15 protein-coding genes are annotated in these 17,550 nt (G+C 28.2%); 7 read left to right on the top strand and 8 right to left on the bottom strand.

Translation table 11 applies throughout. From position 1 onward, the window contains the following. Positions 1–106 precede the first annotated feature (106 nt). Positions 107–418: a hypothetical protein gene (locus AC0N0V_RS06835; protein ID WP_474462951.1), complete on the top strand. Its 312-nt coding sequence runs from the start codon at positions 107–109 to the stop codon at positions 416–418. Between the two features lie 151 nt (positions 419–569). Here AC0N0V_RS06835 and AC0N0V_RS06830 read toward each other — a convergent pair whose 3' ends face one another. Continuing rightward, positions 570–1,532 (bottom strand): hypothetical protein, encoded by a 963-nt coding sequence (locus AC0N0V_RS06830; RefSeq protein WP_474462949.1) that lies wholly within the window; start codon positions 1,530–1,532, stop codon positions 570–572. 204 nt (positions 1,533–1,736) lie between these two features. Further along, positions 1,737–3,449 (bottom strand): ion channel, encoded by a 1,713-nt coding sequence (locus AC0N0V_RS06825; protein WP_474462947.1) that lies wholly within the window; start codon positions 3,447–3,449, stop codon positions 1,737–1,739. A gap of 461 nt (positions 3,450–3,910) precedes the next feature. Here AC0N0V_RS06825 and AC0N0V_RS06820 point away from each other — a divergent pair, with 461 nt between their 5' ends. Next, entirely contained in the window at positions 3,911–5,476 is a 1,566-nt protein-coding gene (locus tag AC0N0V_RS06820) for a deoxyguanosinetriphosphate triphosphohydrolase family protein (RefSeq protein ID WP_474462945.1), read from the top strand. Between the two features lie 98 nt (positions 5,477–5,574). After that, positions 5,575–6,801: an IS256 family transposase gene (locus tag AC0N0V_RS06815; RefSeq protein ID WP_474464472.1), complete on the top strand. Its 1,227-nt coding sequence runs from the start codon at positions 5,575–5,577 to the stop codon at positions 6,799–6,801. Positions 6,802–7,235: 434 nt separating this feature from the next. On the opposite strand, the gene AC0N0V_RS06810 is transcribed toward AC0N0V_RS06815, so the two are convergent. The 5 genes from AC0N0V_RS06810 to AC0N0V_RS06790 form a co-directional block, all read right to left on the bottom strand. Beyond that, positions 7,236–8,252, bottom strand: coding sequence for a hypothetical protein (locus AC0N0V_RS06810; protein WP_474462943.1), 1,017 nt, complete (start codon positions 8,250–8,252; stop codon positions 7,236–7,238). A gap of 260 nt (positions 8,253–8,512) precedes the next feature. Further along, positions 8,513–9,418, bottom strand: coding sequence for a hypothetical protein (locus tag AC0N0V_RS06805; RefSeq protein WP_474462942.1), 906 nt, complete (start codon positions 9,416–9,418; stop codon positions 8,513–8,515). Positions 9,419–9,647: 229 nt separating this feature from the next. Further along, the gene (locus AC0N0V_RS06800) at positions 9,648–10,118 is read right to left on the bottom strand and encodes a hypothetical protein (RefSeq protein ID WP_474462940.1); all 471 of its coding nucleotides are present in this window, start codon (positions 10,116–10,118) and stop codon (positions 9,648–9,650) included. Positions 10,119–10,766: 648 nt separating this feature from the next. Next, a complete protein-coding gene (locus AC0N0V_RS06795; protein WP_474462938.1) occupies positions 10,767–11,432 on the bottom strand; it encodes a helix-turn-helix domain-containing protein in 666 nt (221 codons plus the stop codon). A gap of 529 nt (positions 11,433–11,961) precedes the next feature. Continuing rightward, on the bottom strand, positions 11,962–12,084 hold the full coding sequence (locus AC0N0V_RS06790; protein ID WP_474462936.1) for a hypothetical protein: 123 nt from the start codon (positions 12,082–12,084) through the stop codon (positions 11,962–11,964). A 622-nt stretch (positions 12,085–12,706) separates the two neighbouring features. On the opposite strand from AC0N0V_RS06790, the gene AC0N0V_RS06785 reads away from it, so the two are divergent. The 3 genes from AC0N0V_RS06785 to AC0N0V_RS06775 all read left to right on the top strand — a co-directional run bounded on the left by AC0N0V_RS06785 (position 12,707) and on the right by AC0N0V_RS06775 (position 15,466). Next, positions 12,707–13,168 (top strand): DUF4342 domain-containing protein, encoded by a 462-nt coding sequence (locus AC0N0V_RS06785; RefSeq protein WP_474462934.1) that lies wholly within the window; start codon positions 12,707–12,709, stop codon positions 13,166–13,168. 449 nt (positions 13,169–13,617) lie between these two features. Beyond that, positions 13,618–14,301, top strand: coding sequence for a response regulator transcription factor (locus AC0N0V_RS06780; RefSeq protein ID WP_474462932.1), 684 nt, complete (start codon positions 13,618–13,620; stop codon positions 14,299–14,301). Next, the gene (locus AC0N0V_RS06775) at positions 14,294–15,466 is read left to right on the top strand and encodes a sensor histidine kinase (protein WP_474462930.1); all 1,173 of its coding nucleotides are present in this window, start codon (positions 14,294–14,296) and stop codon (positions 15,464–15,466) included. Before AC0N0V_RS06780 ends, AC0N0V_RS06775 begins: the two co-directional genes overlap by 8 nt. Positions 15,467–15,848: 382 nt before the next feature. Here the strand turns inward: AC0N0V_RS06775 and AC0N0V_RS06770 are convergent, their stop codons facing one another. Beyond that, the gene (locus AC0N0V_RS06770; RefSeq protein ID WP_474462928.1) at positions 15,849–16,079 is read right to left on the bottom strand and encodes a DUF2164 domain-containing protein; all 231 of its coding nucleotides are present in this window, start codon (positions 16,077–16,079) and stop codon (positions 15,849–15,851) included. Positions 16,080–16,551: 472 nt separating this feature from the next. Between AC0N0V_RS06770 and AC0N0V_RS06765 the strand changes: the two genes are divergently transcribed. Then, on the top strand, positions 16,552–17,439 hold the full coding sequence (locus AC0N0V_RS06765; RefSeq protein WP_474462926.1) for a DUF6414 family protein: 888 nt from the start codon (positions 16,552–16,554) through the stop codon (positions 17,437–17,439). Positions 17,440–17,550: the final 111 nt, after the last annotated feature.

Genomic DNA, 17,550 nt, shown 5'->3' with positions numbered 1-17,550 from the left:
TACTCCATATATATTAATAATATACCTTACATTTCGAATTCCTACACATAGGACAACTATCATGAATCATAGAATTATTAAAGAAACACTTATAGAGGGGATTAGGATGGATGGTTATCAAATAGATAGTTTTTCTTCACAGTTAACTAAGGATATTGAGCTTCAATATAAACCTTTTGCTATACCTATTCTTCAAACCTTATACACTAAAGCAGATAGTCTAAATATTGAAGGGATTTATAATTTGTTCAGTAATAAACATAAAGATGTTGTACGCTCCACTATTAATATTTTAGAAAACTATTCATTAATAAAATTATCAGATGGCACTAAACGTAATCAAAGTGAGAGAAAATATATGATTACTAAATTTGGTGAAACTGCCTTATTAGAATTTTATGATAGAAGCTTAAAATAGGATAGTAAATTTCCCTACGCATATTCCTATAATAAATTTAGTTAATCTTTCAAGTGTTCTTTAACTAACTATGCTAAATAACAAAAGCAGGATTTCTCCTGCTTTAATCTTTATAAAACTTAAATCTTAATAACAAAAAAATTCTATCTCTTTAATATTTAATTGAGCCAATATTGCAAATTTCACATATCGTACTTTCTATTATTTTATAATTTTCTTCAAAATCACCAAAATAAGAACTATCGACCCTACTCATGATATCTGTATTTGCGGGAACCCAAAATGGAAAATGACTAAAGTTTACAAAAACATATGGACGTTTTAAACTTCCATTATCTAATCTTACAAAATAATCTCTTAGCTTCCTTAATGCATCGGGGAAAAGGTTGATATCACCACTGAAGTATCCTTTTTCCCATTCATCAACCAATTTAATCAGGTAGTCTTTATATTTTGTTATGGCTAATTTATCTATATTTTTGGTTAAAACATAAAATAAAATTGGAAGCTTAGAATCTTCAATCCTACATTCATATGGAACAATGAGACTATTTAAGTAAGCTGAAATATGCCAGTCGTTCATTTTTTCTTTTATTGCCTTATAAATCCCCCTATTATTTTTTTTCCATAAATCATTATTGTTGCTATATGTATACCATATATCTCTTTTGATTTCATCTATACGCGAATAGCTCATTTCCTCATCAGTGCAATCATCAAGAACATTGCTATCACTTAAAAAATCACTGATAATTCCGTCCCTTCTCACTCCGTTAAATAATAGATTCTTATAATCCCATATTAAGTCTTCAGATAACTCTAAAAAACTATGTAAATCTGATCTGTATTTGCATTCAACAAAAATAGAAAGTAATTGCTCATTATTTATTTTACTTATCAATAAATCTGGGATATTTTGAATATATAATTTTATATTTGAATTGAACTCATCACTAGGTGAAAAATTAGCAATCTTACAATAGTCTATAGCAAAATTTTCTATTCCAACTTTTGATATTTTATAATCTGATAGTCGGAAATGCGCATCAGCTATAGATTCACAAAAGTCTCCTTTAATCTTGTATAGTAAAAACTTTCTTACTTTTTCATTCATAAAATATTCCCCCGTTATTTAAATCTCTTATAAATGTATCACAAAAAAATACTTATAACTGCTTTTTTGACTTAACAAAACTGATATTTTATCTATCCCTAAATAAATCAAGCGAGTTATTCATCCCCCGCTTCTTTAATTAATTACTTTTCCAACAGTTTCATTTAATTTACAATAATACCTTTACGCATGATTGGTAATATATTAATCTCTGATTAATCTTCTAAGGAAAGTACCTGTAAACAAGCTTATTAAGACTGCAGATAATGTAGATTGTATGATAACTATTATTCTACTCGCCACACCTAAAGGATAAAAATCTCCAAATCCGATTGTCGTAAAACTTATAACACTAAAGTAAAAACAAGTAAACCAATCCTTGAGATTTTCAATTTTATCTGGCTTATAGGTAGATATAAGTTTATATTTATAAAATATACTATCTACAGGACCAATATAATCAATTACTTCTTGTCCACCAATTCCACAAAACATATACGCAAAAGATGAAATTAATGATAAAATTACACACCATTTTAATGCTCTAAATGGTTTCTCTCCAAATCCACAAATTGAATTTGAAATTGTAGGTAAAATAATACTTCTAAATTTAATTTTTCCTCTTTTCCTCTCTAATTTCATTTTTATTAACTGTAGTTCTCTAAATTTATAATAATACTGATATGCATTCTGTTCTAAATTTTGACTCTTAAACCCTACACAAATCATATTATATAAATTTATTAGTGTACCTAGATAGTTAATGTTTGTCGAAATCTCTTTTCGTTTCTTAAACTCTATACTCTTAGATACTTTTTTACCAGCTTTTAATTTATATATTTTTATGTCACGAAGCAATTCCTTGACACTATAATTACTAACTTTTTTATCCAAGCAAACTAATGTTTTATAATAATCTAATCCAAATAATGTTGTATAATCATATTTATTATCTTCAAATATATTTTTTCCTAATAGTATGTTTGAAAAGTTTGTATTATACATTTCACATTGTCTATACTCATTATTTACGTATTGATTTCTATTTCGTTTCTTTTCTAAGTTACCAGTAAAATTTGCCGACCGAAAACTACATTGTATAAATTTATTCCAATTAAACTGTGTATCGATAAACTCACAATAACTAAATGTTATACCAATTTTAAACACATTATGTATAAAAGACGAGTTAACAAATTTGTACTGTTGGAAATCAGCCCAAGTAAATTCACAACAATTAAAAGAAGTAGCCATTATAGTTAAACATTCTTCACTTTCATTTCCTGTTATCATAGGTCTATTAAAATCTTTAAATTTACATCTATTAAAAGAATTATAATTAAATAGTTCATTAGTCCACGTGACATAGCTAAACGTAGACCCTTTAAAATACGTATTTCTAAAATTTAGGTCGTTATTGAATTTTACATATTTGAAAACACAATCTTTGAATTGACAGCTTTCAAATTCTACATCGTTAAATTCACAATTCTCAAATATAAACTTTTCAATGCTTTGATTTATAAATGATATCTTACTTATTGTTGAATTAATAATTTTAACACTATCAAGTTTTTCATAAAACTTGTCTATTTCTCTCAATTCACAGTCAACAAAAATTAGTTCTGATATATGCCAATTATTTTCATTTAATAATTCGAAAAATAATTTTGTAATTTTTTGTCCAACTATTTTAATACTATAAAACAATTCATTCTGTATTTTAACCTCGAGAAAGAACCCTACCTTATTTTCTTCTATACTTACTTTATAATTTTTACTATTAGTTCCTTTTTCTTGATAGTACTTCTTGATTTTTTTCTCTATATTGCTGCCCTTTTCGTGGTCTTGTTCAAATAAGCTTACAATTTTAAGAATTTCATTACATATTACACTATTGTTAAACCTGTATCTCACTGTATTTCACCTACCAACATTCTATATACTATAAAGCAATTATATTTTCCACGCGTATACATCATAAGTATAATTATACAACAACGTTGAAAAGTTATATATAACTTTTCAACTAAGTGCAACTTTGAATACATTAAATATACATTATATTCTTGAAGGGTAAAAAAGTGTCATATTCTATTATTTGATACTTCTCGTTCTTTATCATTTATATAACCTTTCAAATCCTTTAGACAAATACATCAATGAAATTAAAATATATATTTCTTTAATATGTACAATATAAAATTTCGATTTTATTATATTTAGAAATTTTTATCAGCTTATTCCTTATACTTCATTCATTGTAAATCATATGGAATCTAGTACAATACTACCTATTTAGTTGATTTATGTAATATAAATGTAATAAAATAATATTATATGTCTAGTATTTAAATTATAATAGGAGGAAATAAATCATGGAGAATAAGTATAGGTGTTTAGCCATGAATGATGAATATGCAAAAAGAGTATGCTATCACGAAGATAAACACCCAATAAGAAATGAATTTGAAAGAGATAGAGATAGAATACTTTATTCAAGGGCATTTAGAAGATTAAGTGGAAAAACTCAAGTATTCTTAGCTGGAAATGATGACCATGCAAGAACAAGGTTAACGCATACTTTAGAAGTAGCACAGATATCAAGAACTATTGCGAAATCTCTTGAATTAAACGAGGATTTAACAGAAGCGATAGCTCTAGGACATGATATTGGTCATACCCCATTTGGACACGTAGGGGAAAGAATGCTTAATAATATAATGAATGGATGTTATGTAATTAGAGATTTTAATTCTACTAACGAGACTTTAAATAATAGCAAAGGCTTTAAACATAACTGGCAATCTATCAGAGTAGCAACAGACTTGGAATATAGCATGAATCTGACTGATTATACTTTATGGGGAATATTGAATCACAGTAATATAAAATATAAAAAATGCAAAATGAAAGATAAAAATAACAGTTGCCTCTTTAGGCATGAAAGTAATAAAAAATGCACTATAAATCTAGAGAATGATAATTCACTAAGCTTTTATACAAATATGAAGGTAAAAGAATCTTGCGTATATGAAAAAATTAAAAACAAATGGAGTTTTGAGGGGTTAATAGTTGAATTAGCTGATGAAATAGCTCAAAGACATCACGATATTGAAGATGCATTAGAATATAATATAATTCTAAAAGATGAATTATACAAGGAATTAGACTTAATATTTAATTACGATGATTATACAAAAAGGCTTCAACAAGAAAATAAGACGCAGAACTTGGAAGAGTTCTTTGAATCCATTAAAGAACATAAGGGAAACTTTTCAGACATATTAAAATCTATAAATGAAGATGATATAGATTTATATAAATCTAAGTTTTCTAAGTTCATTGTAAACCTACTAACTACCGATGCCATTTTAAATATAAAAAACAACTTTGATAAATTAATTATAAAATATAATATTAAAACTCAAGAAGACCTTCATAATAATAAAGAAAAGAGTGAAGAATTTAAGAGCATAATTAGTTATAGTAGTTTTATAAAAGAAAAAGACAAGCAACTACAGAAATTTCTAAGTAATAGAATATTAAATTCTCATATGGCTCAAACAATGGATGGAGTGGGACAACATGTTATTAAGGAACTTTTTAAAGCTTATCTCTTAAATCCTCAACAGTTACCAGATAAGACTATAGTAAGATTATTTAAAAACTTATATAAAGAGCATAAAGATGGTTTAAACATCTATAAATATGAAAACTCTAGCAGATACAATGTAGGAGAATTAAGAAAAGTTTTATCAGAATACCACTACAATACCGAAAGTTCAGATGCTAATAATACAGAAATTATAAGGATTGATTATAATGTATATAAAGTTCAGTTACTAAGAACAATATGTGATTATATAGCTGGTATGACAGACAAATACACGATAGAGCAACATAGAAAATTATATAATATCGTAGAAAGGGAGCATACATAGATTTGTGTAAATCAAATCTATGTATGCTTTTTTTATGTATGTATAGCTGGTATTTATGGGAATAATAACCACAATGATTTATGAAGGGAGAAAAAGAAATGAAACAATTACAAATACCAGATATAGATTTAAATAAAGAACTAAATAAATGTAAGAGTATGGAGGATTTAGTTGGAAAGAATGGGCTAATGCAACGGTTATTTGGCAACATAATTCAGCAATTCTTAGAGGCTGAGATGGAAGAACATCTCGGTAGAGAGAAGTATGAGAGAGAGAACAATGATAATAAGAACTACAGAAATGGCTATAGTAAGAAGAATATTAGAACCAGCTTCGGAGAAGTTGATGTAAGTGTGCCAAGAGACCGAAAATCAGAATTTGAGCCTAGGATTGTGAAGAAATATGAAACAGTTTGTAATGAGCTTGATAAAAAGGTTATAGGTCTATATGCAAGAGGCATGTCTGTGGACGATATTAAATCAGAAATTGATGAACTTTATGGAGTTGATATATCTCCTACGATGATTTCAAAAATAACAGATAAGGTTATCGAAACGGCTATCGCCTGGCAAAATAGGTCGTTAGACCTTGTATACCCTATAGTTTATATGGATGCTATTCATTTTAAGGTTAAAGAAGAACATAGGATTGTAAGTAAGGCTGCATACATTTGTATGGCTTTAGATACTAAGGGTTATAAGGATATACTTGGTATTTGGATTGGAGAACAGGAAGGAGCTAAGTTCTGGTTATCAGTTTGTAACGACCTTAAAAATAGAGGGGTAAGGGATATACTAATTGCCTGTATGGATGGTCTTAAAGGTTTGCCTGATGCTATAAAAGCTGTGTTCCCTAATGTAAGTATACAAAACTGCATAATACACCAGATTAGAAATTCTATAAGATATGTAGCTTCAAAGGACAGTAAGGCTTTTATGAAGGATTTAAAATCTGTATATCAAGCAACAAGTGAGCAAATAGCTCTAAATTCCCTTCAAACTTTGGAAGACACTTGGGGAGAAAAGTATTCAATAGTTATACAGTCTTGGAAGAATAACTGGGAGAACTTATCTACATATTTTGCTTTTCCACCAGAGATTAGAAGAATAATATATACTACAAATGCTTTAGAGGGATTCAACAGGCAGCTAAGAAAATTTACTAAGATTAGAACATCATTCCCTACGGATGATTCATTGATGAAAGCTCTATATTTAGCTACAGAGCAGATTATGAGAAAATGGACTTCGCCGAGTCAGAACTGGTTCTTAACATTAGCTCAACTTAGTATAATGTTTGAAGATAGGCTTGAACAATATATCTAAAAAGCTACGCTTGTACTTTTTTGAATAAAAGAGAATAATAATGAAAAAATTACAAACAATACTAACAGATAAAAGCTATACTACGACATTATCTAGTATTACCACAAAAAGTAAAAATTACTACAGGAATTTTTTCCTATAGTAATTTCCAATTAAGTTAGACCTCATCTATATAATTTTACACAAACCTATGAACGTTCTCGATATTTATGAAGTTCGCCTGTTAAGTACCTACATTAATATATAAAATTAACACCCCATTCGCAAACTCGTTTGCGATGGGGTGGTATTGCTTTCGAGAAAGCAATACCTAATATGATCTTTAGTTATGAGCATTCAAATATTTATGATTTATGAACAATAAAAAAACGTTCCGTTCTTTATTCCTATGTAATTAAAATAATATATTATATGATTAGAAAACGGAACGTTTTTTATACGGCTATTTTTCTAGCCTCTTGATTTATAACGGTATCAACTATTTTACTGTTATTTGCTATGTATTTATCATGAAGCGTTATATTATCTTGACATGTATCTTGACTAAATGCCATTGTTGGCTGCTCTGTTTTTGCAGCAGTATGTCTCTTTGTTGCATTTTTGTTTAGATTGCTTACCAGAATATTATTTAATTCTGTTTGTGTTTTAACTCTTACATCACTATCAAGTAAAAATTTTTCAAGTTTCTCTTGCTCTTGAGTTACATATGTACTAAAAGAAATTTTATACGACTTATAATAGTAGCTTATATTTGCTTCCGCTTTAAGTACTTCATTTACTTGATATAGAAAATGCTTATATTTTTTGTGTGAAATTAATTGATATTTAGTGTTATAACCCATTTGTGTTATTATTAATTTCTCTGTTTCAACTATTAATTCTATTTGTGAATTTTCCGCATCTCTATGTATCCCATCTACGCATACTGTATATATAGTATTCCATTTAATTAAAAACTTATTTTCTAAAGACCTAAATGCACTTTCTAATGCACTCTTTAGATTTCCATTCGTATTATTATAAAAATCATATATAAAATTTTCATGCATCTCCAATGCTTTTGATAACTCTTTTCTATTTAAATTTCCGAACTGGTAGTTATCATTGGTCATGTTCAATTGCTTTAGTAGTGCATTCTTACCTAAGACTATTCTTTTAACTCCGTTATCTTGCAATTGTGTAACTAATAAATCTAATATCAACTTTTCTATGTATTTTTTGTAAATGCTATGATTTTTGCCCCTATTCTCAATTTTTTCAACTGGAATTTCATAAATTTCATCGACTATAAATTTATGCCCCTCATTATGCCAACTAAAATATCTCTCCCAATCCTTAAGTTGATAATTCCTTGAGTTACCTCGCTTTTTTTCCTTACAACCTAACAATTTGCACATCTCTTTATAGTTTTTTACAACCATTCCCACTTTTAAGTTTTTTACATTTATCATAATATTCCTTCCTCTCTTTTATTAATCTATTTTTAAAGTTTAATTTAATAGATTAATTAATCACGAGGTATCGAAATAGCTAATAATAGTGCGCCACTATATTTGTTGCTGGCAAAATTATCACTCCTTATATTTAAATTTTTCCCCTTAATCTCTAACTATGTATATGGTTATATTTTAATCGATTGATCCGCTCCATATTAAACCCCTTATGAAAATAGTGCTTATCACTTTTCCGCTTTATCCATTTAATATTTATATTAGTTTAAATTGCTTACTTTTCTAATGGATTTCATAGCAGCTAATGGATTATCTTTATCAAACTTATTGGAATCAATATAAAACTTTTCATAGGAATAGTACTTAAATTTACTGTTTTCGTGACTTTTCACTAATTCAGTTATACTTTCGGGAACTATACAACATCCAATAAGATATTTGTTTTTTTGGAAATTAGATTCTTTCATTTGTTTTTCTCCACTTACCACAGCCTTGACTACAATCTTACTCCAATTATATAATCCAGCTTCCCTAGGAGAAAACTCAAATTCATTAATTGTTGTATAACATTTTTTTCCTTCCACATATACTCTCTGTCTTTCATTTCTTACAACATCTTCGTAATTTAAGATCAGATTAGTTAAATACTTGTCCAAATTTTTAAATGTATGTGGTAGTTTTCTGATCTCTTCATAGATTTTACTTTTCAAAAAACCATTTTTGCATTTATAGCCAGACCTGTATCCAAAAAAACATAACCAACTAAGAAAAACAGGACTTGCGTCTCTATCAACGCCTTCAATTTCACAAAAATCCCCATAGTAATCTTTTACAAACGCATGGGACAACTCATGTTCAATTGTATTTATTAATAATCTTTTATAATATCCTTTAGATAAATCCCACTTACTTTTTCTTCTATAGTTAACATAGTTATCTATTAAACTACTATCTATTGTTATTTTATGAGTATAGAAGAACCTCTCGTCTTTTCCTTCTATCGATATAGATTCATATAAACCTAAAGTATATTCACCTAAATCACCTTCAAATATTTCAATTTCTCTTTTTAATAGTGGTCGCCTTTTATATTTAAAGCAAAACCTACGTAGTTTCTCCATTTCCTTGTTCAATAATTTTTCCAAAAGCTCTCTTCTTTTTTTCAATTTATTTACCCTCTCTCTTCAATCTATTTTCTGATTTAAATCTACTTAGGTTGAATCAAGAGGTATCTATATATTTACTAATAATAGTATGGCGCTATATTTATTAATAGCAAAATTATCACTCCTTATATACAAATTTTCACACTAATTACTGCGAATTCTTTTCTTGAATTTTATGTAAGATTGTGAACAAGAGACTGCAGCATCTCCTTTTCCAAAGATGTTTAATTTAAAATGGAAGTTCTCCAATAGCTTTCTGTTCCTCTGTCATAGAATAGTTAAATACCAAATCTCTATGTTTTACCCTTAATTCATTCATCTTTGTTAAGTCTATCTTACCTGCATTAACCAATTCTATTTCTGAATTTAAAGCTTCAAGTGCTGCATCTATTTCTGCTCTTTCTTCTGGAGTAGGTATTCTACCTCTTCTGATTTCTTTATTAACTTTCGTTTTTTCAACTAGTTCTATAATTATTCTATCTATATCTTCATATTCTTTACTGCCAGAGTACAATACTGGGCATAAAGCATAATCAACATTTTCTTTATATAGTTGTTCCGTAATAGGAAGTGTATTACATTCTTCCCCATAAAATACCCCATTATTAATCTTTGTAAAACCTGCTTTTAGAAATAATTTCTCCACATTCTTTGTAATTATCTCTTCATCTAGAGTATAAGCTGTAAATTTCTTTTTCATTATAAAATCCTCCTTAAAATCGATAGATAATATATTTATTGTCGTTACCTTTGCTGTATTTAAATAGCTTAATTTCATCTCCTTTCGTTGAATCTTATTTATTCAAGCTATTTTCCTCATTGATTTTAAGGTTACATAATGCTATACTGAACGTGCGAAGTTTCTTATAATACTATGTATAAAATAGCTTGAAATTGGTATTATTTTAGTAAAGTTATATTGTAAAGGGATTACTCCCTATTACACGTTTTAAGTGTTTTGTATAATTTAGGGTATAGCTATGCTAAGCCTGTTTAAAAACAGTCAAGTGTATAGTTTATTTGTGTTTTTTGCAAAATTTGAAACAAATAAAATTTAATATGGTAATAGCTCAAAGCTTATCCATTCAATATTAATAACAAAATTTTTTAATTTATAACAATTGCCCTTTTCATCAAGTTTTTATCAAAATTTACATTTGAAATTTAAGACTTATAAAGGACTCTTAATTAAGAGTATTTATGGTTTTTGCCATAAATTTACCCCTATAGTTGAAATCTAAATAATCAAATGTGTAATATTGATTAAGTTTAATTGTACAAGGCAATGTTTTGTTCATTAAAATTCCTGCAAGTTTTTCTTAATTTTTTATATATAGTCTCAGAGTATTTAATGACCCTTTTTACTTCTATTTATATTTAATTCCTCATTGTAATTCTTTCTAGGTTCATCAAATTCATCGATAAGTTTATCAAACTTTTTAAGAATTGTATCACGTTTTTCTATATATCTTGATGCTTCCGGAGATTTTTCCAAATTTTGAACTTCACTTTTTATAAAAGATGACTCACCTTCGTAATGTATTATTATATAACTCAACAAATCATTGGTAAATCCAGTTGGTATTTCTTTATTTTGTGCAATTCTTATTACTCTATCTATAATATCAGCTATGCTTTTTTTCTCTAAAGTAGTCATATCATTAATCTTAAATAGGTTATTTAACTTTTCAATTGTATCGGCTATTTCAATATTAAGTTCTAATCTTACTAGTTCCATACAAATATCATTTTGTCGCTGTATGTCGGCTGTAGAATATTCTTTATCAAGTTTGTTCCAAAGTATTCTAAGTCTATCTGATTCAGTTAATTCTTTTTGAAAATAGTTTTCAGGTACATTAAAGATATTTTCTAATGTCTGAAGATATTTTTCAGGTATCTTCCTTTCACCCGAAAACCATCTACTAACATTTGGAGTCTTAATCCCAAGTTTCTCAGCAAGTTCAATATTACTCATATTATGTATTTCTAATATGTATTCTAATCCAATCTTCACAATCACCATTACCTCCTTGGTTAATATTTAACCAACTGATTATATGATAGCACGTATTTTTCTTTAAGTCAATAACACACTGGTTATTTTTTAACCAAATAATTTTCTATTCTATCTGAGGTAAATAATATAATGATAAAGTTTATCTTAGATAAACTACTAAATAAAAACTAAAACTAGATGCTGGTTACCTAATCAAATTCACATAGATTATAATCCTCTAGGCACGAAACCCAGAGGATTATCTATATAGATATATATTTTCTCTGCATAGCATATCACTACAAGTTCATTGGCATGCTTGTTTTTATTGGCATCTCAACAGCATCCTTGTCATTCAAAAATTGAAGATATCGTTTTATAATCATTAAATTCTCATGTTCTAACACTCATACTCTCACATTGTACCTTCATAATACTGTTTATATATCTGCAATAAAATGTTTTATATGAAAAACAAAAAGGTATGTCACTAAAACATACCTCGCCTAAACCCTGTTTCATTCATCTCTTCGGCTGTAAAAAATAGTTATCTGGCATCCTCCTGCTTCACAGCACCAACCATTGTTATATATAAGATTAATTTCCGTACCTGATAACCATTTTCATTATTAATTTCTATATCAATATTTAATATTTGTTTTAATTCCACTAGCTTTCCTCAAAAATAATATATTTATTTAGATTATTACCAGTTTGTACATTTCATAATTAATACAATATAGTTACGTTTGCTATTTATGTCGTTCTTATAGTACATTTATTTTAATTCTAAGCATTATAATCACATTTGCATCATACGAGTAATATATTCGCAGCTTTCTATGTCTACGGCTCATATATTAGGCATGCTTTCTATTAATTTTCATTCGTATGTTCTTACCAAGCATTATGTTAAATAAGAAATAGTTTTAAGTATCTCTTGAATGTCTTTCCTAATTATGCTAAGTTCAAATTAAGAAGTTAACGTGTATTACAATATAGTACGTGAATGTTATCGTACTTTTTAGTTGTCATTTTAGATGAGCTACCCCCTTTATTTATCAGCATTTCAGCCCTCACTGTATATTCCATAAGCACACCTCCTTACAAGATTAATTTACACCTTCACGCAACGTTAATGTCAATAATCTTTTTTAAATTTTTTTATTAATTTTCTAATCAAATTCTAATGTTGAACTAATTTTACTTTAATAATTGCCCCTTATTATATAAGTATAGACAGATGACATACAAATTAGAAAATAATAAAAAGTTAATTGGAGGAATTTAAAATGACAATTACCATTGAACAAATCGATCTATTAAGGAAAAGAGCAAATGTAGGTTATAAAGAAGCTAAAGAAGCCCTTGAAAAATGCAATGGGGATATAGTGGATGCCCTATCTTACCTTGAAGAACAAAATAAAATTAAACCTGAAAGTGAGTCCTATAAGGATTCAACATTTATTAAGAAAACTAAAAGATTGGTTTCAAAGGCTAACAAAATAAAATTCGTAGTATCTAAAGATGAAAAAACAATCTTGAACTTACCTTCAACTGTAGCAGTATTCTTTACGGTAATTGCACCACATGTTGCAGCAGCATCAGTAGTTCTTGCTTTAGTTACGAAATGTAAGATGAGATTCCGTAAAGAAAATGGAGAAGACTGCAGCATAAACAGCAAAATAGATAAGGTTACTGATGTAGTTAACAATGTAACAGATAAGATAACAGAAGAATTCAAAAATGCTTAGAATATATATAAGTAATACAGAGCATGACTTATCCGGCAGGATATATTGTCAGTTCTTCGGCACTATAAATACTTTTTTATGCTTCTAAAGCTCGAACTTTATAAAAACCTAAGAACTTTAGATAACTCGCCTATCGCTCAGACAATCTAAAGTTCTAAGATTTTTATAAAGTTCGAGCTAAGAATCATTAAAAAAGTATTTAAATGTGCTTCATAACTAACAATATATCCTTCTGGATAAGTCAAGTTTCTAATTATCCATTATGAAGTTAAGACTTGAATCAGGTGGAGTTAAAACTCCATATGATACCAATAACCCTGTTTATATAGAAAAATTAATTTTGAGGTATCTCTTAATTTTTTATGTTTTAATAATAACTCCTAATTAGTATAATAAGTGTAAGGTAAGTATAATCTTACATAAAGTAAATTGGCGAAGGATGGATGCTAATGGCTGGTGAAAAAATTCTTATTATTGAAGATGAAATAAAAATAGCTAGGTTTGTTCAACTAGAGCTTCAGCATGAAGGATATATGGTTGAACAGGCTCATGATGGAAGAACAGGGCTTGAGAAAGCTTTAAAAGAAAACTATAACCTCATAATACTTGATGTTATGCTTCCATCCCTTAATGGAATGGAGGTTCTTAGGAGATTAAGACAAGTGTCAGAAGTTCCTGTAATTATGCTTACTGCAAAGGATGAAATTACAGATAAAGTTATGGGGCTGGATATAGGAGCACAGGATTATATGACAAAACCTTTCGCAATAGAAGAGTTGCTTGCTAGAATTCGGGTTGTCTTTAAGCATAAAAGTATCTCTAATGTTCAATTAAATATTATTATTATAGGTAAGCTAAAACTAGACATAGATAAATACATTGTAACCTATAATGATGATACTATAGATTTAACAAAAAAAGAATTTGATTTGCTTAAGTATCTAATGATAAATAAAAATATCGTTCTTTCTAGGGATAACATTCTAGAAAAGGTTTGGGAGTATGAATACTCTGGAGATACAAACATTGTAGATGTTTATATCCGTTATTTAAGAAGTAAAATTGATGATAAATATAATGAAAAGTTTATTCATACCATTCGTGGAGTGGGGTATCAATTAAAACATGAATAATATAAAATCTATCTTTAAAGCAATTATTAAAGTTATTAAGTTGTTTCTTTCAGTATTAAAGTTTGTTTTAAATTTTTTACCTAAACTATTGAACAAGGTCATTGGAAGAATTGTTGAAAAACTTAGATTCTCTATAACATTTAAAATTACCATAACTTATATTTTTACATTTATAATCATTTTTTCATTAATAAGTACAGGTATATTGGCTAGTTTCAAGTATTATATAGATAACAATATTACTGGTAATTATTTATCTGTTTTAGGTAGTATTCTAGTTGCATCTAATATAATAGGATCAATAATTATTACTGTAGTTGGCTTCAGAGCAAGTAAAAAATTTCTGTCCCCTGTAGAAACTATGACTAAAACCGTAAAGGAAATATCTATTAACGCTCTAGATAAAAGACTTGATGTAAGAGGTTCAAAGAATGAACTAAAGGATTTAGCAAAAACCTTCAATGAAATGCTAGATAGAATTGAAACTTCTGTAGAACAGCAAAATCAGTTTGTATCGGACGCATCACATGAACTACGAACACCTATTTCTGTGATTCAGGGATACGCAAACCTCTTAGATCGTTGGGGAAAAGATGATAAAGAAGTTCTTCAGGAGTCAATTGCTTCAATAAAAAGTGAATCACAAAACATGAAGGATTTGATTGAAAAACTGCTATTTCTTGCTCGTGGAGATAAAAACACTCAAAAAGTTGAAAGACAAGACTTTATGCTTAATGAATTGATTGATGAAATAATAAAGGAAACAAAATTAATCGATGTAACCCATCAAATAGAAAATAATTATAATCAGTGTTTAAATGTTTATGCAGATAGAAAACTAATAAAAGAAGCAGTAAGGGTATTTATTGACAATAGTATTAAATATACTCCTGAAGGTGGAACAATAAAATTAGATTCCTATTTGAATGGCAATAACGCTATTATAACTATCGGAGATACAGGTAATGGTATTTCAGAGGAAGATCTTCCTTACATCTTCAATAGGTTTTACAGAGCTGATAAGTCTAGAACAAAATCTAGTGGTGGAACCGGTCTCGGACTTTCTATTGCAAAATGGATAATTGATAACCATAATGGTGAAATAAATATTTGGAGTAAACCAGATATAGGAACAGTTATAAAAATTGTATTACCGTTAACTTAGTGAAAATTATTTATTAAGTTTATATATTGAAATTTATTAGCACCAAAGAAGTTAGGCCATCTTACACTGTGAAGGAATACTAGATTTTTTATTTTTCAAATCTAGTATTGTCAATCATTTAAAGAATATATTCTCTAAAATAAGACTCTATGAATAATCTTAAAAAGTCAAAACCCCTCAGGCTGTTGAAATTCTTATATTTGATAAGCTTTATTTTTAAAAGTTCAGTAATATCAACGATTTAAAAAGTTAACTTTTTCAAAAATATGAATTTGTAATCAATCTGAGGGGATTAACTCTCTTGAAACTTATAACTCACTTATATTATTAATTTACAAGTCTAATTAATAACTCATTAAAGAATCTAATGCTTTTACTTACACTAACGTTTCTCCAATCCAAACAAATCCTCTACTTTCTCATTCATAAAAACATAAGCATCCTTAATTCCTTCATTATAAATATGAGGTCCTATAGTGTTAACTATAAAGTCTAGCAAGATTTCAGCCCCTAAATCACTAAGTTCCTCATCTCTCTCATTAAAATAAAACCTTTTAATTTCTTCAACAAGGTTCTTTCTAACGCTTTTTTCCAATTTAATCTTCGTCTTCATTAAAACACCTCTAAAAACTTTCTTTTTGATTTAAATTAATACTTTTACTGACACCACTTTGAAATATAAATTAAATATTCCTAGAAGCTATACTAATTCTTAGTTTAACCTGACTAACTTGGCGTAAGCCTCCCACGCACTCTGTGAAAGCGATTCGTACCAAATCGGAGATTTGGACTCCCTGCTTTTCTTCAAGTGGGAGTTCAACGCCAAGTAAGCCATGCATTCGCAGCTCTAAAATTCAGATGGGGTAAAAGAATCCCCATCTGAATTAAGATCTTGCTTCAATCATTTCCTAGGCGTAGCGTTACTCAACTTACACTTTTGCAAAAGCAAACTCAATGGTGGTATTAGCACATTCAGCCCTCAACTTGTTTAGCACTCATTAATGCATCTATGTAAAAATATTGTACAACTTACCACATAGCTCCGAATACTATATATATTATATCAAGTTTTAGGAGGAAATAAAGTGAGTCACTCTATTTCAGGTATTCCTATCTATGCAAATAGAAGCTTAATTTTAGATTTATCCTCTTTATTAGTAGAAGGTTATCTAGAAAGCAAATCTATAAAGACAAAAAAAGAACAGGAAGATTCAATAAGAATATCTTTAGATTATAAAACTCAAGGAAGCTCAAAAGATAAAGCAACCACAGATACTACTGATAAATCAGGATATATTAATGCTGAATGGGAATGTGATGATGAAGTTACCATAAAAAAAGTTTATACTACTTTTTATTTCTTTAATAACGTAAGGGAATCACTTCTAAAAAAATACCTTTTAAGAGAAATAACAGAAGAAGATATTATTAATAATAATGTCTGCTGTGGAGAATATGTAGAGTTTACTTCCAAACTCTCAACCACATCCTTAGTGGGAACAATTGATATGTTAATAGATATTTTAGACTCATACGATACTAAGGCTTTAGATACTCTAATCAAAGATAAAATTGGAGGGTTCACTAATTGCTCCGTAATACTTAAACAACTAAAAAACATAAATGGATATTTGAGTAAAAATAACACAACAGATTTAATAATGAATTTGAATTTCGCCAAAGCGGTTTTAGATGTTAACACTAATAATTTTTGTGATAAAAATGCCTATATATATGATACTGCTAATTCAGAATGCAAAACTTTATGCAAGGTCATTAGAGCTGTTACTAAAAATAACAGTATAGATTTACTTAGAAAAACCGGAATGAGTGATTATTGCTGTAGCTTTCTTAATTCAATGGGGCCATACTTAAAAATATTAAATGATAATGGTATTTTAATTCCTAGTAACTTTACCACAAAGGTAACTGGTCCAGCACTTCAAGTTATACCTATTGCTATGTATGTATAATCTAGTTAATAGTAACATTCTATTATTAATAAATAAGCTTGGCAATCCTATTTATTAATGATAGAATGTTATTTGTTGTTTATTAATATGTAATTTTGATATAAAGGAAGT

The sequence above is a fragment of the Clostridium sp. CS1-1 genome (assembly GCF_056135525.1).
The sequence above is the reverse complement of the archived record's forward strand: the minus strand, read 5'-3'. Positions and strand labels throughout refer to the sequence as shown.